This is a genomic window from Streptomyces sp. NPDC003023 (assembly GCF_042888225.1).
Taxonomy (GTDB): Bacteria; Actinomycetota; Actinomycetes; order Streptomycetales; family Streptomycetaceae; genus Streptomyces.
In genome coordinates this window covers 599,606-624,029 of the sequence record NZ_JBIAPL010000004.1, presented here as the reverse complement: position 1 = coordinate 624,029, position 24,424 = coordinate 599,606, and the positions used below count along the sequence as shown (strand labels likewise).

At 71.7% G+C, this 24,424-nt stretch carries 23 protein-coding genes; 11 read left to right on the top strand and 12 right to left on the bottom strand.

What is annotated here, in order from left to right; all coding sequences use genetic code 11:
• Window positions 1–588 precede the first annotated feature (588 nt).
• Window positions 589–1,587 (top strand): tryptophan--tRNA ligase, encoded by a 999-nt coding sequence (gene trpS / locus ACFYV1_RS17995; protein ID WP_389396427.1) that lies wholly within the window; start codon window positions 589–591, stop codon window positions 1,585–1,587.
• Here the strand turns inward: trpS and ACFYV1_RS17990 are convergent.
• Window positions 1,554–2,549: a GlxA family transcriptional regulator gene (locus tag ACFYV1_RS17990; RefSeq protein WP_389396426.1), complete on the bottom strand. Its 996-nt coding sequence runs from the start codon at window positions 2,547–2,549 to the stop codon at window positions 1,554–1,556. The two genes, trpS and ACFYV1_RS17990, sit on opposite strands and share 34 nt — an antisense overlap.
• A gap of 73 nt (window positions 2,550–2,622) precedes the next feature.
• Here ACFYV1_RS17990 and ACFYV1_RS17985 point away from each other — a divergent pair, with 73 nt between their 5' ends.
• A complete protein-coding gene (locus tag ACFYV1_RS17985) occupies window positions 2,623–3,210 on the top strand; it encodes a cysteine hydrolase family protein (RefSeq protein WP_389396425.1) in 588 nt (195 codons plus the stop codon).
• A 37-nt stretch (window positions 3,211–3,247) separates the two neighbouring features.
• On the opposite strand, the gene proC is transcribed toward ACFYV1_RS17985, so the two are convergent.
• The 5 genes from proC to ACFYV1_RS17960 all read right to left on the bottom strand — a co-directional run bounded on the left by proC (window position 3,248) and on the right by ACFYV1_RS17960 (window position 6,806).
• Entirely contained in the window at window positions 3,248–4,057 is an 810-nt protein-coding gene (proC, locus tag ACFYV1_RS17980) for a pyrroline-5-carboxylate reductase (RefSeq protein ID WP_389396424.1), read from the bottom strand.
• Between the two features lie 127 nt (window positions 4,058–4,184).
• On the bottom strand, window positions 4,185–4,922 hold the full coding sequence (locus ACFYV1_RS17975) for an ABC transporter permease (RefSeq protein WP_389396423.1): 738 nt from the start codon (window positions 4,920–4,922) through the stop codon (window positions 4,185–4,187).
• Window positions 4,919–5,686 carry an ABC transporter ATP-binding protein gene (locus tag ACFYV1_RS17970; RefSeq protein WP_389396422.1) on the bottom strand — a complete coding sequence of 256 codons (768 nt, stop codon included), beginning with the start codon at window positions 5,684–5,686 and terminating at the stop codon, window positions 4,919–4,921. The genes ACFYV1_RS17975 and ACFYV1_RS17970 overlap by 4 nt, the downstream gene beginning before the upstream one ends.
• Window positions 5,687–5,799: 113 nt before the next feature.
• Complete coding sequence (locus tag ACFYV1_RS17965; RefSeq protein WP_389396421.1) at window positions 5,800–6,369, bottom strand: hypothetical protein; 570 nt, start codon at window positions 6,367–6,369, stop codon at window positions 5,800–5,802.
• A 32-nt stretch (window positions 6,370–6,401) separates the two neighbouring features.
• The gene (locus tag ACFYV1_RS17960; protein WP_389396420.1) at window positions 6,402–6,806 is read right to left on the bottom strand and encodes a peptidase; all 405 of its coding nucleotides are present in this window, start codon (window positions 6,804–6,806) and stop codon (window positions 6,402–6,404) included.
• 130 nt (window positions 6,807–6,936) lie between these two features.
• Between ACFYV1_RS17960 and ACFYV1_RS17955 the strand changes: the two genes are divergently transcribed.
• Window positions 6,937–9,105: a PQQ-binding-like beta-propeller repeat protein gene (locus tag ACFYV1_RS17955; RefSeq protein WP_389396459.1), complete on the top strand. Its 2,169-nt coding sequence runs from the start codon at window positions 6,937–6,939 to the stop codon at window positions 9,103–9,105.
• Between the two features lie 30 nt (window positions 9,106–9,135).
• On the opposite strand, the gene ilvD is transcribed toward ACFYV1_RS17955, so the two are convergent.
• From ilvD to ACFYV1_RS17935, 4 genes are all read right to left on the bottom strand, one after another.
• Window positions 9,136–10,986 (bottom strand): dihydroxy-acid dehydratase, encoded by a 1,851-nt coding sequence (gene ilvD / locus ACFYV1_RS17950; RefSeq protein WP_389396419.1) that lies wholly within the window; start codon window positions 10,984–10,986, stop codon window positions 9,136–9,138.
• Between the two features lie 104 nt (window positions 10,987–11,090).
• Entirely contained in the window at window positions 11,091–11,744 is a 654-nt protein-coding gene (locus tag ACFYV1_RS17945; RefSeq protein ID WP_389396418.1) for a TetR family transcriptional regulator, read from the bottom strand.
• Window positions 11,741–12,559 carry a sugar phosphate isomerase/epimerase family protein gene (locus ACFYV1_RS17940; protein ID WP_389396417.1) on the bottom strand — a complete coding sequence of 273 codons (819 nt, stop codon included), beginning with the start codon at window positions 12,557–12,559 and terminating at the stop codon, window positions 11,741–11,743. Before ACFYV1_RS17940 ends, ACFYV1_RS17945 begins: the two co-directional genes overlap by 4 nt.
• 22 nt (window positions 12,560–12,581) lie before the next feature.
• The gene (locus ACFYV1_RS17935; protein ID WP_389396416.1) at window positions 12,582–13,514 is read right to left on the bottom strand and encodes a Ppx/GppA family phosphatase; all 933 of its coding nucleotides are present in this window, start codon (window positions 13,512–13,514) and stop codon (window positions 12,582–12,584) included.
• 40 nt (window positions 13,515–13,554) lie between these two features.
• Between ACFYV1_RS17935 and ACFYV1_RS17930 the strand changes: the two genes are divergently transcribed.
• The gene (locus ACFYV1_RS17930; RefSeq protein WP_389396415.1) at window positions 13,555–14,373 is read left to right on the top strand and encodes a hypothetical protein; all 819 of its coding nucleotides are present in this window, start codon (window positions 13,555–13,557) and stop codon (window positions 14,371–14,373) included.
• 361 nt (window positions 14,374–14,734) lie between these two features.
• Here ACFYV1_RS17930 and ACFYV1_RS17925 read toward each other — a convergent pair whose 3' ends face one another.
• Window positions 14,735–16,405 carry a hypothetical protein gene (locus tag ACFYV1_RS17925; protein WP_389396414.1) on the bottom strand — a complete coding sequence of 557 codons (1,671 nt, stop codon included), beginning with the start codon at window positions 16,403–16,405 and terminating at the stop codon, window positions 14,735–14,737.
• Window positions 16,406–16,577: 172 nt separating this feature from the next.
• Here ACFYV1_RS17925 and radA point away from each other — a divergent pair, with 172 nt between their 5' ends.
• Both radA and disA read left to right on the top strand, forming a co-directional pair.
• Window positions 16,578–18,020, top strand: coding sequence for a DNA repair protein RadA (gene radA / locus ACFYV1_RS17920; protein ID WP_389396413.1), 1,443 nt, complete (start codon window positions 16,578–16,580; stop codon window positions 18,018–18,020).
• Window positions 18,021–18,064: 44 nt separating this feature from the next.
• The gene (gene disA, locus ACFYV1_RS17915) at window positions 18,065–19,216 is read left to right on the top strand and encodes a DNA integrity scanning diadenylate cyclase DisA (protein ID WP_389396412.1); all 1,152 of its coding nucleotides are present in this window, start codon (window positions 18,065–18,067) and stop codon (window positions 19,214–19,216) included.
• A gap of 18 nt (window positions 19,217–19,234) precedes the next feature.
• On the opposite strand, the gene ACFYV1_RS17910 is transcribed toward disA, so the two are convergent.
• The gene (locus ACFYV1_RS17910) at window positions 19,235–20,068 is read right to left on the bottom strand and encodes a hypothetical protein (RefSeq protein WP_389396411.1); all 834 of its coding nucleotides are present in this window, start codon (window positions 20,066–20,068) and stop codon (window positions 19,235–19,237) included.
• Window positions 20,069–20,243: 175 nt separating this feature from the next.
• On the opposite strand from ACFYV1_RS17910, the gene ACFYV1_RS17905 reads away from it, so the two are divergent.
• The 5 genes from ACFYV1_RS17905 to cseB all read left to right on the top strand — a co-directional run bounded on the left by ACFYV1_RS17905 (window position 20,244) and on the right by cseB (window position 24,416).
• Entirely contained in the window at window positions 20,244–20,897 is a 654-nt protein-coding gene (locus tag ACFYV1_RS17905) for a phosphatase PAP2 family protein (protein ID WP_389396410.1), read from the top strand.
• Window positions 20,898–21,369: 472 nt separating this feature from the next.
• Window positions 21,370–22,284, top strand: a complete 915-nt coding sequence (locus tag ACFYV1_RS17900) for an A/G-specific adenine glycosylase (protein WP_389396409.1) — start codon at window positions 21,370–21,372, stop codon at window positions 22,282–22,284.
• A 177-nt stretch (window positions 22,285–22,461) separates the two neighbouring features.
• The gene (locus ACFYV1_RS17895; protein WP_389396408.1) at window positions 22,462–23,034 is read left to right on the top strand and encodes a SigE family RNA polymerase sigma factor; all 573 of its coding nucleotides are present in this window, start codon (window positions 22,462–22,464) and stop codon (window positions 23,032–23,034) included.
• A complete protein-coding gene (locus ACFYV1_RS17890; RefSeq protein WP_389396407.1) occupies window positions 23,022–23,690 on the top strand; it encodes a hypothetical protein in 669 nt (222 codons plus the stop codon). Before ACFYV1_RS17895 ends, ACFYV1_RS17890 begins: the two co-directional genes overlap by 13 nt.
• Window positions 23,691–23,711: 21 nt before the next feature.
• Window positions 23,712–24,416: a two-component system response regulator CseB gene (cseB, locus tag ACFYV1_RS17885; RefSeq protein WP_389396406.1), complete on the top strand. Its 705-nt coding sequence runs from the start codon at window positions 23,712–23,714 to the stop codon at window positions 24,414–24,416.
• The last annotated feature ends 8 nt before the right edge of the window (window positions 24,417–24,424 follow it).

The window sequence follows — 24,424 nt, the reverse complement described above, 5'->3', positions numbered from 1 at the left end:
GCTTTCCTCCGGGCGCTTCCCTTCGGTCTTGCGTTTCCGACTCTATCAGATCTTTCCGATCCGATTTCCTCGGTGTGCTTTCCGGCCTTTCGGCCTTCCGGCGGTTCCGACTCTATCAGACTCTTTCGGGCCTGATTCCCAGTCAGCGGGTGTTGTCCTCGCGACTGTTGGGCCGTTCCGACGAGTGAGACTTTAGCGGAATCCTCCGCCCCGAAGCCAATCGGGGCCGGCGCCCTTTCGAACGCAGATTCTTCATTCCGCAAAGGCACACGAAAGACAGACGGCATGTAAAGCCACCAGCTCGAGTGTGTCCTGCGGATTGGCTGCCCGGGGCCGACCGGAGTCGGTGCTCACGTCGGGCAACCCGGAGAACACTACGGACGCGGAAACCCCCTGTCAACCTGCCCCCAGGTAGTAGTGTTGGGCGCATGACATCGCGTACGTGCTTCCTTCAGTGGTGGGCCGCCTGACGGCGGCCGGCACCTGCGCATGCACTCACGGCCGCCGCTTCGGCGGCCGTTCGCGTATCTCCCTCCCGGAGGTCCGGCCGCTGAAGGCGGCGGCTCCGATCAGGAGACGGAGTACGACATGAAGCGGATCTTCAGCGGGGTCAAGCCCACGGGGCATCTGACACTGGGCAACTACCTCGGAGCCCTGCGCCGGTGGGCAGAAGTGGACCAGCACCAGGCGGACGCCCTGTTCAGCGTGGTCGATCTGCACGCCCTCACGGTGGAGCACGACCCGGCCCGGGTGCGCAGACTCAGCCGGCAGGCGGCGACGCTGATGCTGGCGGCGGGTCTGGACCCGGACCTGTGCACCGTGTTCGTACAGAGCCATGTGGATGAACACGCCCGGCTGTCGTACATCCTCGAATGCACCGCCACCGACGGCGAACTGCGGCGCATGATCCAGTACAAGGAGAAGGGCGCGCGGGCCCGCACCGCCGGGCAGAGTGTGCGGCTGTCGTTGCTGACGTATCCCGTGCTGATGGCCGCGGACATCCTGGCGTACGGGACCGACGAAGTGCCGGTGGGCGAGGACCAGACACAGCATGTGGAGCTGACCCGGGATCTGGCCGTGCGCTTCAACCAGCGCTACGGGCACACGTTCACCGTCCCGAGGGCCACGCATCCTCCGGTGGCGGCGCGGGTCATGGATCTGCAGGACCCCACTACGAAGATGGGGAAGTCCCACGAGCAGGGGGCCGGGATCATCTATCTGCTCGACGATGCCGACGTGGTGCGCAAGAAGGTCATGCGTGCGGTCACGGACAGCGGGCACGACGTCGAGTACGCCCCCACGACACGCCCGGGCATCGCGAATCTGCTCGAGATCCTTTCGGGTTGCACGGACCGCAGGCCTCAGGAGCTGGCCGGTGAGTACGCGTCCTACGGGGCCTTGAAGAAGGACACGGCCGAAGCCGTGCTCGAGTTGCTGCAACCGATCAGGGAGAGGCACGCAGAGCTCGCGGCGGATCCGGGGCACGTCGACGAAGTGCTGAGGAAGGGCGCCGAGCGAGCCAGAGGGATGGCCCGTCCGACCGTGGACGCCGCCTACCGGGCGATCGGGTTGCTGCCGGCCGGCTGACGGAACGCCGACCGGTAGTCGCGTGGGCTGGTGGCGAGGTGCGAGGCGAAGTGCTGCCGCATGGTGACCTCGCTGCCGAAGCCCGCGCGGCGGGCGACCTCCGGGAGGGGGTGGTCGGTCAGTTCCAGCAGTTTCTGTGCCGCCGCGACCCGCTGTGCGATCAGCCAGTTGAGCGGGGTGGTGCCGGTGGTGGCCTTGAAGTGACGGGCGAAGGTCCGCGCCGACATGCCCGCGCGGGCGGCGAGGGTGTCGACGGTGTGCGGTGCGTCGAGGTGGGCGAGCGCGTGGGCGCGGACGGCGGCGAGCGCGTCGGCATCCCTGTCGCTGCCCGGGGTGGGGTGCTCGATGAACTGCGCCTGGGTGCCGGTACGGAAGGGTGCGGTGACCATCGAGCGGGCGATCGTCGCCGCTGCCTCCGCGCCGTGGACGGTGCGGACGAGGTGGAGACAGAGGTCGATCCCGGCGGCCGTTCCGGCGGAGGTCCAGATGTTGCTGTCATGGATGAAGAGCGCGTCCGGGACGACGGTGACCCGGGGATGGTGCTCGCGCAACAGTTGAGCGAGGTACCAGTGGGTGATGGCGCGGCGGCCGTCGAGGAGCCCGGCCTGGGCGAGGGTGAAGGCACCCCCGCAGAGGGCGGCGACGGGCGTTCCGCGGCGATGGGCACGGCGGAGGGCGTCGAGGACGGGCTCCGGGGCGGGACGGAGATGGTCGTCGAGTCCGGGGACGATCACGAGGTCGGCGGACGACAGCCAGGCCAGTGTGCGGTCGGGGACCAGGGTGAGTCCGCCGCGAAGGGGTACGGGCGTCCGGTCGACCGCGGCGCGCCGGAGCTCGAACGCGGGAACGCCCCGGTCGGTGCGGTCGACGCCCCAGACCTCGCAGATGACGGACACGTCGAAGGCGCGGACGCCGGGGAAGGCGAGCAGCGCGATGCGCTGGGGCTGAACGGTGGCCACCATCCTGGCAGTAAACCATCGATCGCTGTCTTTCATACCTCTGGGGCCGCGGCCTGCGGGGCAGCACTCTGGGGGCATGGAGATCGAGGAGAACGCGACGCTGGTGCTGATCGACGTGATGAAGGGGTTCGACGACGAGGAGTTCTGGGGTGTCCGCAACAACCCCGGAGCCGACGAGAACATCGCCGCCCTGCTGGATGCCTGGCAGTCGAGCGGCCGGCCGGTGGTCCTCGTACGGCACGACTCGGTGCAGCCCGACTCGCCGCTGCGGCCGGGGCAGGAGGGCAACGGGTTCAAGGCGTACGTGGAAGAGAGGCGCGGCCGGGGAACGGGTGCGGAGCTGCTGGTGACGAAGAGCGTCAACTCGGCGTTCTACGGATCGCCGGATCTGGACTCGTGGCTCCGGGCGGCAGGGGTGAACCAGGTCGTGGTGGCCGGCATCCAGACCAACATGTGCGCGGAGACGACGGCACGGATGGGCGGGAACCTCGGCTACGAGGTGCTCTTCGCCCTGGACGCGACGTACACCTTCGGCCTGACGGGGCCGTGGGGATGGACGCTGGGCGCGGAGGAGCTGGCGCGGGCCACCGCCGTGTCGCTGCACGGCGGTGGGTTCGCGAAGGTGGTGTCCACCGAGGAGCTGGTGTCGGCCGCGGTGGGCTGACCGGCCGTGACCGGGGGGATCAGCCGTGACCGGGGGATCAGCCGTTGCCGGAGGCGAGTTCGCGGCTGCGGTCGCGGGCCGCTTCGAGCGCCGCGATCAGGGCGGCCCGTACTCCGTGGTTCTCGAGTTCGCGGATGGCGCTGATCGTGGTGCCGGCGGGGGACGTGACTGCTTCACGCAGCTTCACCGGGTGCTCCCCGCTGTCCCTGAGCATCACGGCGGCGCCGATGGCGGCCTGGACGATCAGGTCGTGGGCCTGGGCGCGCGGGATGCCGAGGAGGATGCCCGCGTCGGTCATGGCCTCGACGAGGAAGTAGAAGTACGCCGGGCCGGACCCGGAGAGAGCGGTGGCGGCGTCCTGCTGGGACTCGGGGACGCGGAGGGTCTTGCCGACGCCGCCGAAGATCTCCTCGGCGTGCACGACGTGCTCGGTGGTGGCGTGGCTGCCCCCGGAGATCACCGACATGCCTTCGTCCACCAGCACGGGGGTGTTCGGCATGACGCGGACGACCGGGGTACCCGCGGCGAGGCGCTCCTCGATGAAGGACGTGGTGATCCCGGCCGCGGCGCTGATGACAAGACGGTCCGCGGTGATGTGCGGGCCGAGTTCGTCGAGGAGTTTGCCCATGTCCTGCGGCTTGACCGCGAGGATCAGGGTGTCGGCGCGCTTGGCGGCCTCGGCGTTGGTGACGGGTTCGACGCCGTAGCGGCTGCGCAGTTCGTCCGCGCGGTCCGTGCGGCGGGTGGTGACCAGCAGATCGGCGGGCTGCCAGCCTGCGCGGATCATGCCACTGAGCAGGGCTTCACCGATCTTGCCCGTACCGAGGACTGCGACTGTCTGGGTCATTGCTCTGTTCACCTCGCCGCTGGGGACAACTGCGGACATCCTGTCACCGGGGGCGGGGCGGTGCCGTGGTGGTCCAAGGGTCGGTACGGACCCCGGCCGCGGCCCGGGCCGGCGCGGGCGGATCCGCTCAGGCGGTGCGGCGGCGCAGGGTGGCCGAGCCCAGAGCCAGTACGAACAGGGCGCACGCGGCGACGACCAGGACGTCCCTGACGAAGTCGCCGGTGACGTCGGAGTGACGCAGGACCTCGTTCATGGCGTCGACGGCGTAAGACATGGGCAGCACGTCGGAGATCGCCTCGAGGACGGGCTGCATCTTGTCGCGGGGCGTGAACAGGCCGCACAGCAGCAGCTGCGGGAAGATCACGGCCGGCATGAACTGGACCGCCTGGAACTCGGAGGCGGCGAAGGCGGAGACGAACAGCCCGAGCGCCGTGCCGAGCAGTGCGTCGAGGAGTGCGACGAGCAGCAGCAGCCAGGGGGAGCCGGTGATGTCGAGGCCCAGGCCCCACAGCGCGAGGCCGGTGGCGAGCAGGGACTGGACGACGGCGACGAGTCCGAAGGCCAGCGCGTACCCGGCGATCAGGTCCGCCTTGCCGAGCGGCATGGCGAGGAGTCGTTCGAGCGTGCCGGAGGTGCGTTCGCGCAGGGTCGCGATGGAGGTCACCAGGAACATCGTGATCAGCGGGAAGATGCCGAGCAGCGAGGCGCCGATGGAGTCGAAGGTCTGCGGACTGCCGTCGAACACGAAGCGCAGCAGGAAGAGCATCACGCACGGCACGAGGATCATCAGGGCGATGGACCGCGGGTCGTGGCGGAGCTGCCGCAGGACGCGGGCGGCGGTGGCGAAGGTGCGGGCGGGAGTCATCGGGCGTTCTCCTGAGGGGCCTTGGCCTGGTCGACGAGGTGGAGGAAGGCCTGTTCGACGGTTTCCGAGCGGGTGCGTACGCGCAGGTCGTCGGGGGCGTCCTCGGCGAGGACCGTGCCGTCGCGCATCAGGATGAGGCGGTGGCAGCGTTCGGCCTCGTCCATGACGTGGGAGGAGACGAGGATCGTCGCGCCGCGCTGGTCGGCGAGGCGGTGAAAGAGGTCCCACAGGTCGCGGCGGAGGACGGGGTCGAGGCCGACGGTCGGTTCGTCGAGGACGAGCACCTCGGGGGTGCCGAGCAGGGCGACGGCCAGGGAGACGCGGCTGCGCTGTCCGCCGGAGAGCCGGCCCGCGAGGGAGTTCGCGTGCGAGGCGAGATCGACGTCCTCGATGGCCCGGGCGACGTACTCGCGGCGGGCGTCGCGGCTGCGGCGGCCCGGCAGGAGGACGGACGCGAAGTATTCGAGGTTCTGACGGACGGTGAGGTCGTCGTAGACGGACGGCGCCTGGGTGACGTAGCCGATCCGGGAGCGGAGTTCGGCGGCTCCAGCCGGCATGCCGAGGATCTCCAGGGTGCCGGTGACCTTCGCCTGAGTGCCGACGACGGCGCGCATCAGCGTGGACTTGCCGCATCCGGAAGGTCCGAGGAGACCGGTGATCCGGCCGGGGAGGACGGTGAAGTCGAGATCGCGCAGGACGGTGCGGTCTCCCCGTACGACGGTGAGACCGCGGGCGAGCACGGCGACCCCGGAGGAATTCATCATGTGATGAATAATGCGCCGGGTGCTGCCGGGCCGTCAAGCACCCGCGCCCGGCCACACCCCCTGTGGGGCGTGGCCGGGCGCGGGCCGCGAACGGTGCGGGACTACGGGCGCGATCATCTGCGCCCGGGGCTGCCGCCCTTCCGCCTGCGGGCGGCAGGGTTGCCGGAGCGGGAGCCACGGCGCTTCTCGTACTGCTTGACCGCAGCCTCGTACTCGGTGCGGCGCAGCTTCTCGCCGGGAGCCTCGAGGAGGCAGCGCAGGGAGTAGGCGATCAGCGACCCGATGAAGCCGATCGTCTTGAGACTGCGGAGCGAGTCCTCTGCCCGGGAGCCGTCTGGGCGGCGCGAGAAGCCTTCCCAGGTCTTGCGGAACGCGATGGCGCTGCACACGGCGAACATCACGATGACGAGGACGTTCACGAAACTGCCGACCTCGGCGATCGCGAGACCCTGATAGGCGAAGCGCAGCACGAGGGCGGCAGCGAAGGCGGTGATCAGCGAGCCGACGGCGACGCCGGCCCGGCGCAGCCCGTACCCCCCGTCGTGGCCGACCCAGGTCGTGCCGAAGAAACGGATGGGTTCGGGCTCCGGACCGCCGCCGCTCGTCGTGCTCGCGGTGCCCTCGGTGTTCGCCGTGCTCCCGCCGGTCCCGGCGCTCCTGCTGTGCTCGCTGTGCTCGCTCACGGGTCGATTATCCCCGCTGCGCCGGGCAGGGGTCAGGAGCAGCGCGGCGCGACGTAGCCGTCGCTGCCGGTGTACACGTACGCGTCCGAGACGAACTGCCCGTTGGCGATGTTGTCCCAGAGGTTCGTGGTGCCGTACGGGCCGGTGATGGTCTCGCCGGCCTTCTGACAGTTGATCGGCACAGTGGCGCCGTACGGAAGGATCTTGACCAGCCGGTAGTTGGTGCCGGGGCCGGAACGGACGTTGAGGCGGACCCCGGGTGCGACCGGGTAGCGCTTGGCCGTCATGGTCCCGATCGATTCGGTGTCCGCCTCGGACGCGTCGGCACCGGCCGCCGCGTTCGAGGTGTCCGCGTCCGAAGCCCCCGCGTCCCGGACCTCCGCGTTCAGGACCTCCGCGTTCGGGACCTCTGCGTCGTGCGTCTCTTCAAGAGCCATTGGTCTTCCCCCGCCTACGTGAATGAGTGGCGTTGCGCCGCGCGCAGGCTAGCAAGCCATGGCTGGATCGCACGCATCATCGACTAGGCTCCGAGCGTCGCGCGTGCGCACCATCAGACGGGGGTGGGAGATGCCACCGCTGCGCAGCACCGGGCCGTTCCCGGAAGCGGAGCATCCGGAATATGCGGGCCAGTACAGCCTCGAGGCATGCCTGGGCAACGGAGGCATGGGTGTCGTCCATCTGGCCACCTCCGCCTCCGGTCTGCGGCTCGCGGTCAAGGTCATCCATGCCGAGCACGCCCAGGACCCCGAGTTCAGGGCACGGTTCCGGCAGGAGGTGGCCGCGGCCCGCCGGGTCAGCGGCGCGTTCACCGCGCCGGTGGTCGATGCCGACCCGGACGCCGACCGGCCCTGGATGGCCACCCTGTTCATCGACGGCCCGACGCTCGCGGACCGGGTGAAACGGAACGGCCCGCTGACTCCGGCCGAGCTCCGCAGGGCGGGCGCCGGTCTCGCGGAGGCGCTGCGCGACATCCATCGCGCCGGGGTGGTGCACCGCGATCTCAAACCCAGCAACGTGCTTCTGGCCGCAGACGGGCCGAAAGTCATCGACTTCGGCATCTCGCGTCCCGTCGACAGCGATCTGCGCACGGAGACCGGCAAGTTGATCGGCACGCCGCCGTTCATGGCGCCCGAGCAGTTCCAGCGCCCGCGGGAGGTGGGACCGGAGGCGGACGTCTTCGCGCTGGGCGCGGTGCTGGTCCACGCGGCGACCGGGCGTGGCCCGTTCGACTCCGACAGCCCGTACATCGTGGCGTACCAGGTGGTCCACAACGAGCCCGACCTGGCGGGCGTCCCGGAGGACCTCGTACCGCTGCTGGCGCGCTGTCTCGCGAAGGACCCCCGGGAGCGGCCGACGCCTTACGAACTGATGGTCGCGCTGCGGGCGTCCTCGCCGTCCTCCGCGTACGACACCCAGGCGTACATACCGGCACAGCGCGAGCCCGACCCCGTCGAGAACTCCGAACCGGCGGCCGCTCCCGCTCCCACGCCGAAAGCTGCGAAGGCGGAGAAGGCGGCTCCCCTCAGGCGCCGCCGCACCCGCTGGGCCCTCGCCGCCGCCGCGTTCACCGTCCTGGCATCCGCCGGCGCCGTCGTCATCGGCGCGGTCATGGACGACGGCGCCCCCGTGGCACCCGTCGACGACCGGCGTTTCCGCCCCTGGAGCATCACCCTGCGGGACGACGCGGCGGACGCCGCCCCCGTGTGCTCCGCCGACGGCGACGCCCTCTACTGCGCCGGCCCCGGTACGAAGGCCACCCGCCTGGACCCGGCCGACGGCAGTCGTGTCTGGTCCGCCGCCGACAACAAGTCGCCCCGGAACGCCGCCGGGCAGAGCGACGAGAGCCTGGTGCCCCGGCCTGCCGCAGGGCTGCTGCATGTGGTGACGCCGGGCGGGGGCCGCTACGAGGCGCTGGACCCCGCGACGGGCGAGCTCCGCTGGCACCTGGACATCTCCTCCTACTCGACGGTCCACCCCGTCGGGAACACGGTCCTGCTGGTGACCGACAGCGGTCTGGTGCGCGCCGTCGACGCGGCGACGGGCGAGGAACGCTGGCAGAAGCAGCACGGCCGCCCGGGTGCCGAGTGGGCCTTCGACCCCGCCGGCGAGGGTCCGGCGCTCGCCGCCGCCCCCTCCCCCGACGGGACGTCGACCTTGATCAGTGCCGTGGACCCGATGGACGGTGAGCTCCTCTGGACGAAACGTCTGTCCGGCTCGCTGACACCGGTACAGCTCTCGGACACGTCACTGCATCTGCTCTCCGTCGGCACCGACGGTTTCACGCGCGCGGTCGTGACGCTCGACACCGCGACCGGTGGTCACGACGTGCGCCGCACCCCTTTGACCGTGCCGGTCGACCAGGCCCAGGCAACAGTGGCGGGACAGGTCGTCTACATCGCCGGTGCCGGCGGCTCGCTCACCGCTGTCGACACGGCCCGGCCCGGCGCCGGTGCGAAGGACGCCGAGCTGTGGCGCCTGGAAACAGGGGTCGCCCATCTCTCACGACCGGCCGCCGGTGAGGGCGCGGTCTACCTGTCCGCCGCCGACGGGCGTCTGCTCGCGGTCGACGCCCGGCTGGGCAGGATCACAGGGCAGACGGGCCTGCGGATGGCCGACGACGGTTCCACCTTCGCGTCCCTGCTGCCCGCGCCGGTCACCGCCGCCGGCACGGTGTACGCCACCGCCCCGGACGGCTCCGTCTTCGCCGTGGACGCGAAGGACCCGGCACGCTGGTGAGCGTGCCGGGTCCTTCGTGAGCCTGGCCGGTCAGCCCAGCTGTGACACGTCCCTGACCGCGCCCCTGTCGGCGCTCGTCGCCATCGCGGCGTACGCGCGCAGGGCGGCGGACACCTTGCGCTCCCGGCCCTTGGGCGCGTAGACGCCGCCGAGCGCGTCACGGCGCGAGGCCAGGGTCTCCTCGTCGACGAGGAGTTCGATCGTGCGGCCCGGAATGTCGATGCGGATCCGGTCGCCGTCCTCGACGAGCGCGATCGTGCCGCCCGAGGCTGCCTCCGGGGAGGCGTGGCCGATGGAGAGACCGGACGTGCCGCCGGAGAAGCGGCCGTCGGTGACCAGGGCGCAGGTCTTGCCCAGGCCGCGGCCCTTGAGGAAGGACGTGGGGTAGAGCATCTCCTGCATGCCGGGGCCGCCCCTGGGACCCTCGTAGCGGATGACCACGACGTCGCCGTGGGTGATCTCCTTGCGGAGGATCTTGTCGACGGCCTCGTCCTGCGACTCGCAGACCACGGCGGGGCCCTCGAAGGTCCAGATGGACTCGTCGACGCCGGCGGTCTTCACGACACAGCCGTCCACGGCGAGGTTGCCACGCAGGACCGCGAGCCCGCCGTCCTTGGAGTAGGCGTGCTCCGCGGAACGGATGCAGCCCTCCTCGGCGTCCTCGTCCAGGGCGTCCCAGCGCTCGGACTGGGAGAAGGCGGTGGCGGAGCGCACGCAGCCGGGCGCCGCGTGCCAGAGCTCGACGGCCTCGGCGGACGGAGAACCGCCGCGCACGTCCCAGGTCTTGAGCCAGTCGGCGAGCGACGGACTGTGCACGGAGTGCACTGCCTCGTTGAGCAGTCCTGCGCGGTGCAGCTCCCCCAGGAGGGCGGGGATGCCGCCGGCGCGGTGGACGTCCTCCATGTAGTACGTGCGGTTCTTCCCGACGTTCGGCGCGACCTTCGCCAGGCAGGGCACCCGGCGTGAGACGGCGTCGATCGCGTCGAGGCCGAACTCGACTCCCGCCTCCTGGGCGGCGGCCAGCAGGTGCAGGATCGTGTTCGTCGAGCCGCCCATGGCGATGTCGAGGGCCATGGCGTTCTCGAAGGCCTCGAAGGTGGCGACGTTGCGCGGCAGGACGGACTCGTCACCCTGCTCGTAGTACCGCCGGGTGATGTCGACGACCGTCGTGCCGGCGTTCTCGTAGAGCGCCTTGCGGGCGGTGTGGGTGGCGAGGACCGAGCCGTTTCCGGGCAGCGAGAGGCCGATGGCCTCGGTCAGGCAGTTCATCGAGTTGGCGGTGAACATGCCGGAACAGGAGCCGCAGGTCGGGCAGGCGTTCTCCTCGATGCGGAGGATGTCCTCGTCCGAGATCTTGTCGTTGACGGCGTCCGAGATCGCGTCGACCAGGTCGAGCGTGCGGACCGTGCCGTCGACGAGCGTCGCCCGGCCGGACTCCATGGGGCCGCCGGAGACGAAGACGGTCGGGATGTTCAGGCGCAGCGCGGCCATCAGCATGCCCGGAGTGATCTTGTCGCAGTTGGAGATGCAGATCAGCGCGTCCGCACAGTGCGCCTCGACCATGTACTCGACGGAGTCGGCGATCAGGTCGCGCGACGGCAGCGAGTAGAGCATCCCGCCGTGGCCCATCGCGATGCCGTCGTCCACGGCGATCGTGTTGAACTCGCGGGGCACCGCGCCCGCGGCCTTGATCGCCTCGGAGACGATCCGGCCGACCGGCTGGAGGTGGGTGTGACCGGGCACGAACTCGGTGAACGAGTTGGCGACGGCGATGATCGGCTTGCCGATGTCCTCGCTCGCTACGCCCGACGCCCGCATAAGGGCGCGGGCGCCCGCCATGTTGCGGCCGTGGGTGACAGTGCGGGACCTCAGCTCGGGCATCGTCGCTCGCTCCTCAGGTGTCCTTCAGGCAGATGGGTCTGTTCACGAGCGTACGCCGCCGCTCCAAGATCTGGACAGCATGTCCGGGATACGGGACGCCCGGCTCAGCCTCCGGTCGCCGTCCCGCCGGGCGCGGCGGGCCCTGCCGGGTCCTGCTCGGTGAGATACCGCTGCAGCGTGGGTGCCACGATACGGATGATCTCCTCCGGCTCCGCGGAGGCCAACGGCTCCACCCGGATCACGTACCGAAGGATCGCGATGCCCACCATGTGCGAGGCGGCGAGCTCCGCCCGGAACTGCGGATCGGGTACGTCGAGCCCGCCGGCCACCCGCTCCAGCAGGCGCCGCAGCACGAAACCCCGCAGCACCGTGGCCGCCGCCTCGTGCGTCAGCGCGGACCGGATGACCGCCAGCAGCGGAGCACGGGTCGCCGGGTTCTCCCAGACACCGATGAAGAAGCGCGCCAGGCGCTCGCCGATGCCCTCCGCGCCCTGACCCAGGATCTGCGGAACGATCATCGCGGGCTCGAAGGAGACCTCGATGGCCGCCGCGAAGACCTCGTCCTTGGTGCCGAAGTAGTGGTGGACGAGGGCCGCGTCCACTCCCGCCGCCCTGGCGATGCCGCGCATGGTCGTCTTGTCGTAGCCCCGCTCCGCGAACTCGTCACGGGCCGCCTGCAGGATGCGCTCCCTGGCGCCCGGTCCCTCCTCGGCCGCCTTGCGGGCCGGGCGCCCGCGCCCCCTGCGCTCCTGCGTCATGAGATGCGGCTGGCCGAGGCCAGATGCAGCCGGGTGAAGGCCAGCGCCTCCGCGAGATCGGCCTCGCGTTCGGCGGCGGACATGGCGCGCCTGGTGTTGACCTCGATGACGACATGGCCGTCGAAACCGGTGCGGGCGAGCCGCTCCAGCAGTTCCGCGCACGGCTGGTCGCCGCGGCCCGGCACCAGGTGCTCGTCCTTCGCGGATCCCCGGCCGTCGGCCAGGTGCACATGTCCCAGCCGGTCGCCCATGCGGTCGACCATCGCCATGGTGTCGGTACGGGACGTCGCCGTGTGCGAGAGGTCGATCGTGAAGTGGCGGTAGTCGTCCTTTGTGACGTCCCAGTCCGGGGCGTAGGCGAGCATCTCGCGGTCCCGGTACCGCCACGGGTACATGTTCTCCACGGCGAAGCGCACGTCCGTCTCGTTCGCCATCCGCCAGATCCCGCTGACGAAGTCACGGGAGTACTGGCGCTGCCAGCGGAACGGCGGATGCACCACGACCGTCGACGCCCCGAGCTTCTCGGCCGCGGCCCGTGCCCGCTGGAGCTTGACCCACGGATCGGTGGACCACACCCGCTGCGTGATCAGCAGGCACGGCGCGTGGATCGCGTGGACGGGCATCCGGTGATAGTCCGAGAGCCGGCGCAGCGCCTCGATGTCCTGGCTCACCGGGTCGGTCCACACCATGACCTCGACGCCGTCGTAGCCGAGGCGCGCGGCGATCTCGAAGGCTGTCGCCGTCGACTCCGGATAGACGGAAGCCGTCGACAGGACAACCTTCGCATCCGGGATACGCACGACTGGTTCTTCCACGGGGACAGGGTACGGGGCAGAACTAGCCGGTAGTGAGGTGATCGAGGCGGCGCAGAATGAGTCCCTCGCGCAGCGCCCACGGGCAGATCTCCAGTTCCTCCACGCCGAAGAGGTCCATCGCACCCTCCGCGACCAGGGCTCCCGCGAGTATCTGGCGGGCCCGGCCCTCGGACACGCCGGGCAGACCGGCACGCTGCTCGACGGTCATGGCGGCCAGCTTCGGCACCCATTCCTCCAGCGAACTGCGACTCAGATCACGCTGCACGTAAAGCCCCTCGGCGGAACGGGCCGCGCCGGCGATACGGGCCAGCTGCTTGAAGGTCTTCGACGTCGCCACGATGTGGTCGGGCCTGCCCAGGCGGCTGAACTCCCCGACCGTACGGGCGATCTCGGCCCGCACATGGCGGCGCAGCGCCCTCACGTCCCGTATGTCGGGCGGGTCGCCCGGCAGCATGCCCGCGGTGAGACGCCCCGCGCCGAGCGGCAGGGACACCGCCTTGTCGGGCTCCTCGTCCATTCCGTACGCGATCTCCAGGGAGCCGCCGCCGATGTCCAGGACGAGCAGTTTCCCGGCCGACCAGCCGTACCAGCGACGGGCGGCGAGGAAGGTCAGCCGCGCCTCCTCCTCGCCGCTGAGCACCGTCAGCACGACCCCGGTCTCGTCCTTGACCCTCGCCAGCACCGCGTCCGCGTTGGTGGCCTCGCGCACGGCGGAGGTGGCGAAGGCGAGGACCTCCTCGCAGCCCTTGTCCTCGGCGGCCTGAAGGGCGTCGGCGATCGTGTCGACGAGGCGGTCGATCCCGGCGGGGCCGATGGCCCCGTCGGCGTCGAGCAGTTCCGCGAGGCGCAGTTCGGCCTTGTGGGAGTGGGCGGGCAAAGGCCGCGCGCCGGGGTGGGCATCCACCGCCAGCAGGTGAACCGTGTTCGATCCGACGTCGAGGACTCCGAGTCTCATGGGCGGAACGCTACTGCTGCCGCACGCATACGCTGGACCCGTGCCAAAGACGAAAAAGGCGAAGCCGGGCAAAGCCAACCCGTTGACGACGATCCGAGCCGAAGCAGACGAGAAGGGCCTGGACTTCGCCCGTGCCTGGGTGGAGTTCCCCGACCCGGCGGACGACGAGCAGGTCTTCCGCTGCGACCTGACCTGGCTGACCTCGCGCTGGACCTGCATCTTCGGCAGCGGTTGCCAGGGCATCCAGGCAGGGCGCGCGTCCGACGGCTGCTGCACGCTGGGGGCGCACTTCTCCGACGAGGACGACGAGCAGCGCGTCTCCGAGCATGTGGCCCGCCTCACGCCCGAGGTGTGGCAGTTCCACGACGTCGGTACGAGCACGGGCTGGGTGCAGGAGGACGAGGACGACGGCGAGCGCCAGACCCGGCGCTGGGAGGGCTCGTGCATCTTCCAGAACCGTCCCGGATTCGCGGGGGGCGCGGGCTGCGCGCTGCACATCCTGGCGCTGAGCGAGGGCCGCGAGCCGCTGGAGACCAAGCCGGACGTGTGCTGGCAGCTGCCGGTGCGGCGCACGTACGACTGGATCGACCGGCCCGACGACACGCGCGTCCTCCAGATCTCCATCGGCGAGTACGACCGTCGCGGATGGGGCCCCGGCGGCCACGACCTCCACTGGTGGTGCACCTCGGCGACCTCGGCGCACGGGGCCGGCGATCCGCTGTACGTGACGTACCGCCCGGAGCTGACGGAGCTGATGGGCAAGGCGGCCTACGACGTCCTCGCCGGCCTGTGCGAGGCCCGTCTGGCGTCGACGCTGCCCCTGCTGGCACCCCACCCCGCCGATCCGGCGCCCCGCTGACACTCGCTGCGGGGCGGAGCCGGTCCCCCGCCCCGCACGTCGGTGCGCGGCTCCGCGCGGGCGGGGCACCGCGCTTCGCGCGATGGCCTCGAGCGCTTCCCCTACGACCTGGCGGCCGCGAGTGGAAGCACGTCCCACGCCGCCGCCGGGCGATCCCTGCCCGAGCTCGGGCCTCGCCCCGCGAAATCAGCACCCCGGTCGGGGCAGATCCAGCCCCGCCGACGATCGAAGCGCAGAGCCCCAAGCCCGTGCGCAGCACGCCACCCCGGACCGGGGCCTGCCCCCGTTTCGGGACGGGACCCTCTCCTGGCCGCCGGGTCAGTGGGAGGAGGACGGGCGGGGGAAGCAGGCCCCCGTGCCCTCAGCCCGTAGGCGTGACCGGCGGGTCTTCCGACGGGGTCGGATCCGAGGTCGGGTCGGGGTCAGGCGACGACGGCGGCGGGCTGGAGGACGGCGGGGTCGGGTCGGGGTCCGGGGATGACGGCGGCGGGGTCGACGGAGGACTCGACGGCGGCGTCGGATCCGGATCCGACGACGACGGAGGCGCCGAGGTCCCCGCGCCGTGGCCGCGGATCGAGACGACCGCCCCCGACGGATCGATGCCCACTCGCGCCACCCACGGCCCCGCCGGCTCCCGCGCCTGGTCGACGAGCACGTACAGGGTGATCGTTTCGCCGGGGTTCAGCGTGCCCGAGGACAGGCTCGTGAACAGCCAGGAAGCGCTGGTCCACGCCGACCACCGCACGGGTGATCCACCGGACGCCGTGAGCGTGATGCGGGTGCTGTCGCCGGCCGGTTCCGCCTCGACCGTGATCCTTCCGGGGCCCGGCAGGCCGGGAGTGGAAGGCGACGCGGGCAGGTCCGCGCTGATCACCTCGACCGAGACGTCCGGCGAACGCCGGTTCGCCGTGAACCGCGGGTCCGGTGTCGCGCTCGCGTTGCCCGCGTTCTCGTAGTGGTCGTACGGGTCGGCCGCGGCCCCGCCGTCCGCCCGCTCGTCCGCGCTGGCAGCGGGACCGCGCGCCTCGCCCGTCAGCGGCGCCCCCCGGTACGCCGCCCACAACGCGAGCACGGGAGCCGCCACGACCGTCGCCACGACCGTCGTCGTCACCGCCCTCGCACGGATCCGGTCGCGCCGGGCGGCATGGTCCTTGGGGTCAAGGGGGAAGCCGCCGGGCCCGAACCGCGGGCCCCCCGCCCGTGCCCTCGGTACATGGAGCATCGCCGCGTACGCGGCGGTCCGCGGCGCCTCGACGAGCGGGAGCGTGGCCGGTGTGACGGCCGACCCCGGCCACGGCCCGCCGGCTCCGGCGCGCTCGGCCGCGCGGCGGCACCGCGGACAGTCGTCGACGTGCCGTACGAGCTCCTGGCGCAGTGCGGCGGAGAGCAGCACCCGGTTGTCCCCGGTGAGCCGGCCGACGGCCGGGCAGTTGCCCCGCTCCACGACCGCGAGCGCGGCACGGGTGCGTTCGACCTCGCAGGCGGCGGCGGCGAGGAGCTCACGCGTGGCGACCCGCTCCCTCCCGAGGACGCAGGCGATCTGGGCGGCGCCGAGGCCGTGCCGCACGGCGAGTTCCAGCGCCTCACGCTGCTCCGGCGTGGTGCCGGCGGCCTCGGGCCAGGCCAGCAGGGCCAGTTCGGCACGTCTGCGCTGCGCGGTATTCGGCGGCACGCGCGGCGCGGGTTCTTCCGGGGCCGTGGGCCGCCCGGTGTGCGCGCCCTGCCGCCTGCGCCGCTGTTCGGTCAGCCGGCGGAGGCAGGCCCACCGTGCGAGCGCGTACATCCAGGCCTTCCGCTCTGCCGTGCCGGACGGACAGCGCCCGTGCTGGCGTTCGGCGATGGCGAGGACGTCACCGAGCACCGCCGTGGCCGCGTCGTGATCGCACAGCACGGACAGGCAGTAGGTGAACAGGCCGTCCAGGTACGGCTCGTAACGTGCGGGCGGCTGCCCGTGCGACATCCGGGGGGCGCGTCGGTGCGTCCGGTGTGCTCCGGTGGTGTGGGGAGGGGGTTCCAGCCTGCTGCTCGTCACTCCGTGACCGTAGGGGCAGGAGCACAGCCTGTTCGTACCCCTTGAGCACTTTTAATCCCAACGGGTGAACAGTTCCCTCGAAGGGGGACAGGAATGGCGAATTCCGGCCCGAATGCCGTCCCCCTTTCGGTGCAGGGACTGCGCTGTCAGTGGTCCCGGCTACGGTTTGCGCATGGCTGCCCGTACGAAATCCGCGAAGGACCGGCCGTCCTACCGCTGCACCGAGTGCGGCTGGACGACCGTCAAGTGGCTCGGCCGCTGCCCCGAATGCCAGGCCTGGGGCACCGTCGAGGAGTACGGCGCGCCCGCCGTCCGCACCACCGCCGCAGGCCGGGTCTCCACCGCCGCACTGCCCATCGGGCAGGTCGACGGCCGCCAGGCGACCGCCCGGTCCACCGGCGTGGCCGAGCTCGACCGGGTGCTCGGCGGCGGCCTGGTCCCCGGCGCCGTCGTGCTGCTCGCCGGAGAGCCGGGCGTCGGCAAGTCGACGCTGCTGCTCGACGTCGCGGCGAAGGCCGCGAGCGACGAGCACCGCACGCTGTATGTGACGGGCGAGGAGTCCGCGAGCCAGGTCCGGCTGCGCGCCGACCGGATCAAGGCGCTCCACGACCACCTCTATCTCGCGGCGGAGACCGACCTCTCCGCGGTGCTGGGCCACCTCGACGCGGTCAAACCCTCGCTGCTGATCCTCGACTCGGTGCAGACCGTCGCGTCCCCCGAGATCGACGGCGCCCCCGGCGGCATGGCACAGGTCCGGGAGGTCGCGGGCGCGCTCATCCGCGCCTCCAAGGAGCGCGGCATGTCGACGCTGCTCGTCGGCCACGTCACCAAGGACGGCGCCATCGCCGGACCGCGGCTGCTGGAGCACCTGGTGGACGTGGTGCTCTCCTTCGAAGGCGACCGCCACGCCCGGCTTCGCCTGGTCCGCGGTGTGAAGAACCGCTACGGGGCGACCGACGAGGTCGGCTGCTTCGAGCTGCACGACGAGGGCATCATCGGACTCGCGGACCCCTCCGGCCTCTTCCTGACCCGCCGCGACGAGCCGGTTCCCGGCACCTGTCTGACGGTGACCCTCGAGGGACGCCGCCCGCTGGTCGCCGAGGTGCAGGCCCTGACCGTGGACTCCCAGATCCCCTCCCCGCGCCGCACCACCTCCGGTCTGGAGACCTCGCGGGTCTCGATGATGCTGGCCGTGCTCGAGCAGCGAGGCCGGATCAGCGCCCTGGGCAAACGCGACATCTACAGCGCCACGGTCGGCGGAGTGAAGCTCTCCGAGCCGGCCGCGGACCTGGCGATCGCGCTCGCCCTCGCGTCGGCCGCCAGCGACACACCGCTGCCGAAGAACCTGGTCGCGATCGGCGAGGTCGGCCTGGCGGGCGAGGTCAGGAGGGTGACGGGGGTGCAGCGGAGGCTGGCCGAGGCGCACCGCCTGGGCTTCACCCATGCGCTTGTCCCCTCCGATCCGGGGAAGATCCCGCCCGGTATGAAGGTGACCGAGGTCGCCGACATGGGCGATGCTCTGAGGGTGCTCCCGAGGGGCCGTCAGCAGGGCTCCGGCGGCGCCTCGCGCAAAGAGCGGGCGGACGCCCCACGGGAGGACGAGGCGCGCCGGTAGACTTTGCCCTGGTCTCGCCCACCCGTACGAGCCGGAGGAGTGCAGTGGCAGCCAAGGACGGGGCATCAGCACCCGGAAAGTCCGGCGGAGGCTCCGGCAACGAAGCGCTGATCCGCGCCGCCCTGAGCGCCGTCGCCCCCGGCACCGCGCTGCGCGACGGCCTGGAGCGCATCCTCCGCGGCAACACCGGAGGCCTGATCGTTCTCGGCATGGACAAGACCGTCGAGTCGATGTGCACCGGCGGTTTCGTGCTGGACGTGGAGTTCACCGCCACCCGTCTGCGCGAGCTGTGCAAACTGGACGGCGCGCTCATCCTCGACAAGGACATCTCCAAGATCCTCCGGGCCGGCGTGCAGCTGGTCCCCGACGCGTCCATCCCCACCGAGGAGACGGGCACCCGTCACCGCACCGCGGACCGGGTGTCCCGGCAGTGCGGCTTCCCGGTCGTGTCCGTGTCGCAGTCGATGCGTCTGATCGCGCTGTACGTGGACGGTGAGCGCCGGGTCCTGGAGGAGTCGGCGGCGATCCTCTCCCGTGCCAACCAGGCCCTCGCCACCCTCGAGCGGTACAAGCTCCGCCTCGACGAGGTCGCGGGCACGCTCTCGGCCCTCGAGATCGAGGACCTCGTCACGGTCCGGGACGTCACGGCGGTCGCGCAGCGACTGGAGATGGTGCGCAGGATCGCGACCGAGATCGCCGAGTACGTGGTCGAGCTGGGCACCGACGGCAGGCTGCTGGCCCTGCAGCTCGACGAGTTGATCGCGGGCGTGGAGCCCGAGCGCGAACTGGTCGTGCGCGACTACGTGCCGGAGCCCACGTCCCCCCGGGCCGCGCCCGGGAGGGGCCCCCAGCGCTCCCGCACCGTCGAGGAGGCGCTCGCCGAGCTCGACGCCCTCAGCCACGCGGAGCTGCTGGAACTGCCCACCGTGGCGAGGGCCCTGGGCTACAGCGGCTCCCCGGAGACGCTCGACTCCGCGGTCTCGCCGCGCGGTTACCGTCTGCTGGCGAAGGTTCCCCGGCTGCCCGGCGCGATCATCGAACGGCTCGTCGAGCACTTCGGCGGGTTGCAGAAGCTGCTCGCCGCCAGTGTCGACGACCTGCAGGCGGTGGACGGCGTCGGTGAGGCGCGGGCCCGCAGCGTGCGGGAGGGCCTGTCACGGCTCGCCGAGTCCTCGATCCTCGAGCGGTACGTGTAGCGGCCGCTCCCGTTCGGCTCAGCCCTTCTCGAGGCGGAACGAGGCCGGCACGGTGGCGCCCTGGAACCTGGCCTCCACGAGGTAGGTGCCCGGCCCAACGGGGGCGGCGGGAGGCGTCGCGCACTGCGGGGCGCTCCGTCCGCGGTCCCACTGCACGGTGTGCGTGATCGAGGACTTCGCCGGCACCTGGAGCAGACGGCTCCCGGCGGGGCGCGGGCAGTCCTTGGTGGACCACACGCTGTCGCCCTCCGCGTCGGTGACGGTGAACACGGCCGCCGTGGGGCCGAAGTCGGCCTTGCAGGTCGTGGCAGAGGAGTTGGAGACGACCAGCCGGAACTGGGGCTTCTCGCCGGGCTCGTAGGCGACCTTGGCGCTGCGCAGCGTCAGCTTCAGCGATCCGGGCGCGCAGTCGGGGAGCGAGGGACCCGCCGGCACGGGCCGTCCTGCGGTGCCGCCACCGGCTGTGGCACCCGCCGTGCCGCTGCCACCGCTCGCCCCGCCGTCGGTGGCACCGCTCGAAGCACCGCCCGTCGTGCCGTCCGTGCTGCCGCCCGAACCGCCGGAGCCGCCGGAGCCGTTGCCGCCGTCGCCCCCCTCGTCCCCGCCCGATTCGTCGCGCCCGCCCGGCTGTTCACTGATCGCGGGCCCCGACTGGTCGGGCCCGGGCGTGATCGTGGGAGCGGGACTCGTGCCGCCTGCGCCCTTGCCGTCCGCGCCACCACCGTCTCCGGTGGTACTGACGGTCCAGACGATCAGCACGGCGAGGAGCGCGACCAGCGACGCCGCGACTGCCCTCCGTCGCCAGTAGATGGAGGAGGGGAGCGGCCCGATCGGATTGCGCAGAGATCCCACGGCCCAAACTCTACGAGAGATCCGGCCCAACTCCCGCCCCACCCGCCGCCCTGCTTCCAAACTCTGCTGATCATCATCACGGACCGCGGCTCACAAGGCCGTTACTTTCGTCAGGGGCGGCTGTGGACGATAGCCGGGGGTGACAGTCCCGGCCGAGCAGGTACGGTCCGTGACCATGGACAGCAGCATCACCCGCGATCTCTACCGGGACATCCTCGACTTCGCCCACACGACTCCGTCCTGGGTGCAGCACCTCGCCGAACTCTGGACGGAGGCGGGGCTGTTGCTCTTCGGCGTGCTGTTCCTCGTCGCCTGGTGGCGGGCGCGGACCGGCGACACCCGCGCGATCGCCCACGCGGTGCTCGCTCCGCTCGCGACGGCCTTCGGCTATGTGGTCAGCGAGTCGCTCAAGTCGGTCGTGGACGAGGAACGTCCCTGCCGCACGGTCGCCGACGCGGCGGCGTCGCTCGTGCCGTGCCCGCCGCCCGGCGACTGGTCCTTCCCCAGCAACCACGCGGCGATCGCCGGTGCGGCGGCGATCGCGCTGGCGCTCGCGTGGCCGCGTATCGCCCTGCTCACCGTGCCGATGGCGCTGCTGATGGCGTTCTCCCGGGTCTTCGTGGGCGTCCACTATCCGCACGACGTACTGACGGGGCTGGTGGCCGGCGCGGCCGTCGCGACCGTGTTCGTCCTGCTTCTGCTCCGCCCGGCGGGTGTACTGCTGAACACCATGCGGTCGAGCCGGGCACCGCTGATGGCGTGGTTCGCCGGCCCGGGCGTGGCGCCCGTGGTGGCCGCGGAACGCGACGCGTACGAGCCCCGCGCCTGATCCGGGGGTTCTCCCCCGCCCTCTTCCGCCCTTTTCCGGAGCCGAGGCTCAGGGCCCCGGACCCGCCGCCGCGCGGGTTCCGGGGACTTCGCCTCCACAACCGGCGTACAGACGTCCTGGCGTCCAGCGGGCCGCCCCGCCGGACCGGCTGCCTCGAGTGGCCCGGAGCGGGGCCGGCACCGTCGGAGCGGCACCCGGCCCGTCACCAGGCAGAGGACGACGTTCCGCAGCTCCTTGCCCCGGCCGCTCCTCGGCTCTTTGCCCCGGCTGCCACAGGCAGACGCGCCGCCCGGAAGGCCGGGTTCCCGCCCAGCGGCGTACCGGGCCCGGCCGGGACACCGCCCCGGCCCGGCTGCCGCCCCACCGAGGGGCGGGCGGGGCGGACCTCCACGCCCCCGGACACGCCCCCGGGCGTGCCCGGCGGACGCGGTTGCCGCACACCCACCCGCGGACGTGCCAGGATCGGTGTGCCATGACTGTCACTCACGTAACCCAGACGTCCGACACCGTCGACCCCGCCTCGCTCCACACCCCCGTGATCGCCTGGTTCGACAAGCACGCCCGCGACCTGCCCTGGCGTCGCCCCGAAGCAGGCGCCTGGGGCGTGATGGTCAGCGAGTTCATGCTTCAGCAGACCCCGGTGAACCGGGTCCTGCCCGTGTACGAGCAGTGGCTGGCCCGCTGGCCGCGCCCCGCCGACCTCGCGCGGGAGGCTCCCGGCGAGGCAGTCCGCGCCTGGGGCCGGCTCGGCTACCCCCGGCGGGCCCTTCGTCTGCACGGTGCCGCGCAGGCGATAACGGAGCGACACGGCGGCGAGGTCCCGACCGAGCACGCGCAGCTTCTCGCGCTGCCGGGCATCGGCGAGTACACGGCGGCGGCCGTGGCGTCGTTCGCCTACGGGCAGCGGCACGCGGTCCTGGACACCAACGTCCGCCGGGTGTTCGCCCGCGCCGCGACCGGCATCCAGTACCCGCCGAACGCGACGACCGCCGCAGAGCGCAGGCTGGCGCGCCTGCTGCTCCCGGAGGAGGAGCGGACCGCGGCCCGCTGGGCAGCTGCCTCGATGGAGCTCGGCGCTCTGGTGTGCACCGCGAAGAACGAGGACTGCGCGCGCTGCCCGATCTCCGAGCGGTGTGCCTGGCGGCTGGCGGGCAAGCCGGCTCACGAGGGCCCGGCGCGCCGCGGCCAGACGTACGCCGGCACGGACCGCCAGGTCCGCGGCAAGCTGCTCGCCGTGCTTCGTGAGGCCCTCAATCCCGTGCCGCAGGCGGCGCTGGACGCGGTGTGGCACGAGCCGGTGCAGCGGGCCAGGGCCCTGGACGGGCTGGTCGCCGACGGACTGGTCGAGCCGCTGGAGAACGGTCGCTACCGCCTTCCCCAGGGCTGATCCGCCCCCTGTACCCACCTTCCACCCCAGCTGAAACATCCGCTGTTACACAACCGATGGATGGCCGTGCGCCGTCCGAGGGCTGCTCCGCACAGCGCCGTGACAACCGCTCCGTAATTTCTTGTGACGCGAGGAACGCAGGCACACACGGGGTTCACGGGGACGGAGGCGGTTGGAATGGCGCACGGCGAGGTGCTCGAATTCGAGGAGTACGTACGCACCAGGCAGGAGGCGCTGCTGCGCAGTGCCCGGCGCCTCGTCCCCGACCCGGTCGACGCGCAGGACCTGCTCCAGACCGCGCTCGTGCGCACCTACGGCCGCTGGGACGGGATCGCGGACAAGTCACTCGCCGACGCGTACCTTCGCCGCGTGATGATCAATACGCGTACCGAGTGGTGGCGGGCCCGCAAGCTCGAGGAGGTCCCGACCGAGCAGCTGCCCGACGCGTGCGTCGAGGACGGCACCGAGCAGCGCGCGGACCGCGCCCTGCTGATGGACGTGCTCAAGGTGCTGGCGCCCAAGCAGCGCAGCGTCGTCGTGCTGCGGCACTGGGAGCAGATGAGCACCGAGGAGACCGCCGCCGCGCTCGGGATGTCGGCCGGTACGGTGAAGAGCACGCTGCACCGGGCGCTCGCCCGGCTCCGTCAGGAGCTCGAGGCACGGGACCTGGACGCCCGCGCCCTGGAGCGCCGGGAGACGCGGCGGGCCGATCGGCGTGACGGACGGGAGCAGGAGCGGTGCGCGGCCTGAGAGGCAAGTGCAGCAGCAGGACCATGGCGGCGAGCGGTACGGCGACGGCCGGGCTCGTCGCCGCGGTCCTGCTCGCGACCGGTTGCTCCACGGGGGGCACGGGGGTGCAGGACGAGGGCGCGGCGCCCTCGGAGGCCGCGAGCAAGGCCGCTCCCTCACCGGCGCCTTCCGGCGCCGCGGAGCAGTTCACCGGCTCGGTCGACGCCGTCGGGCTGCTGATGGCCGATCCCAAGGTCAGCCCCCGGGTGAAGGCCGATCTGCGGCCCTGTGCGAAGGATTCGTATCCCGTCGACACCTCGTACGCGCAGCTCACGGGCAACGACTCGCCGGACGTCATCGTCAACGTGCTGACCTGCGGGGACGCGGTCGGCATGGGCACGTATGTGTACCGGGAGAAGGGCGAGTCGTACGAGAACGTGTTCGCCGTGGAGGAGCCGGCGGTCTACGCGGCGGTCGATCGCGGCGACCTGGTGGTGACCAAGCAGGTGTACACGAAGAACGACCCGGTGGCCGAGCCGTCCGGCGAGGAGGTGAGCACCTACCGCTGGTCACAGGACAAGTTCACCCGGCAGTTCTGGGTGCGCAACGAATTCAGCCGGGCTGTCGGCGAGGGCGAGGTGGTCGCCACGGAGGCGCCCGCGCCCAGCGAGAACTGAGAGAACGGGGAGAGCAGCCGGATGGCCGAGACCCATGTCCTTTTCGTCGAGGACGACGATGTCATCCGCGAGGCCACCCAGCTCGCGCTGGAACGGGACGGATTCACGGTCACCGCGGTGCCCGACGGGCTGCTGGGCCTGGAGGCCTTCCGCGCGAACCGGCCGGACATCGCCCTGCTGGACGTCATGGTGCCGGGGCTGGACGGGGTGAGTCTGTGCCGCCGCATCCGCGACGAGTCGACCGTCCCGGTGATCATGCTTTCGGCACGCGCCGACTCGATCGACGTGGTGCTCGGCCTGGAGGCCGGTGCGGACGACTACGTCACCAAGCCCTTCGACGGTGCCGTGCTGGTCGCCCGTATCCGCGCCGTGCTGCGCCGCTTCGGGCACGCGAGCGGCGCGGCGGGGGACGCGGGCCGGGCGGCGGAGGAGGAACAGGGCGGGGCGTTGACCTTCGGTGACCTGGCGATCGACACCGAGGGCATGGAGGTGCTGAAGGCGGGCCTGCCCGTGTCGCTGACGCCGACCGAGATGCGGCTCCTGCTGGAGTTCTCCGCCGCCCCCGGCACCGTGCTCTCCCGCGACAAGCTGCTGGCGCGGGTCTGGGACTACGGCTGGGGCGGCGACACGCGGGTCGTGGACGTCCATGTGCAGCGACTGCGCACCAAGATCGGCCAGGACAGGATCGAGACGGTCCGCGGCTTCGGCTACAAGCTCAAGGCGTGAGGCCGGCC

Excerpts from the sequence above, each read along its gene's own strand:
- trpS (WP_389396427.1), top strand. The coding sequence starts at position 589 with ATGAAGCGGATCTTCAGCGGGGTCAAGCCCACGGGGCATCTGACACTG.
- ACFYV1_RS17990 (WP_389396426.1), bottom strand. The coding sequence starts at position 2,549 with ATGGTGGCCACCGTTCAGCCCCAGCGCATCGCGCTGCTCGCCTTCCCC.
- ACFYV1_RS17985 (WP_389396425.1), top strand. The coding sequence starts at position 2,623 with ATGGAGATCGAGGAGAACGCGACGCTGGTGCTGATCGACGTGATGAAG.
- proC (WP_389396424.1), bottom strand. The coding sequence starts at position 4,057 with ATGACCCAGACAGTCGCAGTCCTCGGTACGGGCAAGATCGGTGAAGCC.
- ACFYV1_RS17975 (WP_389396423.1), bottom strand. The coding sequence starts at position 4,922 with ATGACTCCCGCCCGCACCTTCGCCACCGCCGCCCGCGTCCTGCGGCAG.
- ACFYV1_RS17970 (WP_389396422.1), bottom strand. The coding sequence starts at position 5,686 with ATGATGAATTCCTCCGGGGTCGCCGTGCTCGCCCGCGGTCTCACCGTC.
- ACFYV1_RS17960 (WP_389396420.1), bottom strand. The coding sequence starts at position 6,806 with ATGGCTCTTGAAGAGACGCACGACGCAGAGGTCCCGAACGCGGAGGTC.
- ACFYV1_RS17955 (WP_389396459.1), top strand. The coding sequence starts at position 6,937 with ATGCCACCGCTGCGCAGCACCGGGCCGTTCCCGGAAGCGGAGCATCCG.
- ilvD (WP_389396419.1), bottom strand. The coding sequence starts at position 10,986 with ATGCCCGAGCTGAGGTCCCGCACTGTCACCCACGGCCGCAACATGGCG.
- ACFYV1_RS17945 (WP_389396418.1), bottom strand. The coding sequence starts at position 11,744 with ATGACGCAGGAGCGCAGGGGGCGCGGGCGCCCGGCCCGCAAGGCGGCC.
- ACFYV1_RS17935 (WP_389396416.1), bottom strand. The coding sequence starts at position 13,514 with ATGAGACTCGGAGTCCTCGACGTCGGATCGAACACGGTTCACCTGCTG.
- radA (WP_389396413.1), top strand. The coding sequence starts at position 16,578 with ATGGCTGCCCGTACGAAATCCGCGAAGGACCGGCCGTCCTACCGCTGC.
- ACFYV1_RS17905 (WP_389396410.1), top strand. The coding sequence starts at position 20,244 with ATGGACAGCAGCATCACCCGCGATCTCTACCGGGACATCCTCGACTTC.
- ACFYV1_RS17900 (WP_389396409.1), top strand. The coding sequence starts at position 21,370 with ATGACTGTCACTCACGTAACCCAGACGTCCGACACCGTCGACCCCGCC.
- ACFYV1_RS17895 (WP_389396408.1), top strand. The coding sequence starts at position 22,462 with ATGGCGCACGGCGAGGTGCTCGAATTCGAGGAGTACGTACGCACCAGG.
- cseB (WP_389396406.1), top strand. The coding sequence starts at position 23,712 with ATGGCCGAGACCCATGTCCTTTTCGTCGAGGACGACGATGTCATCCGC.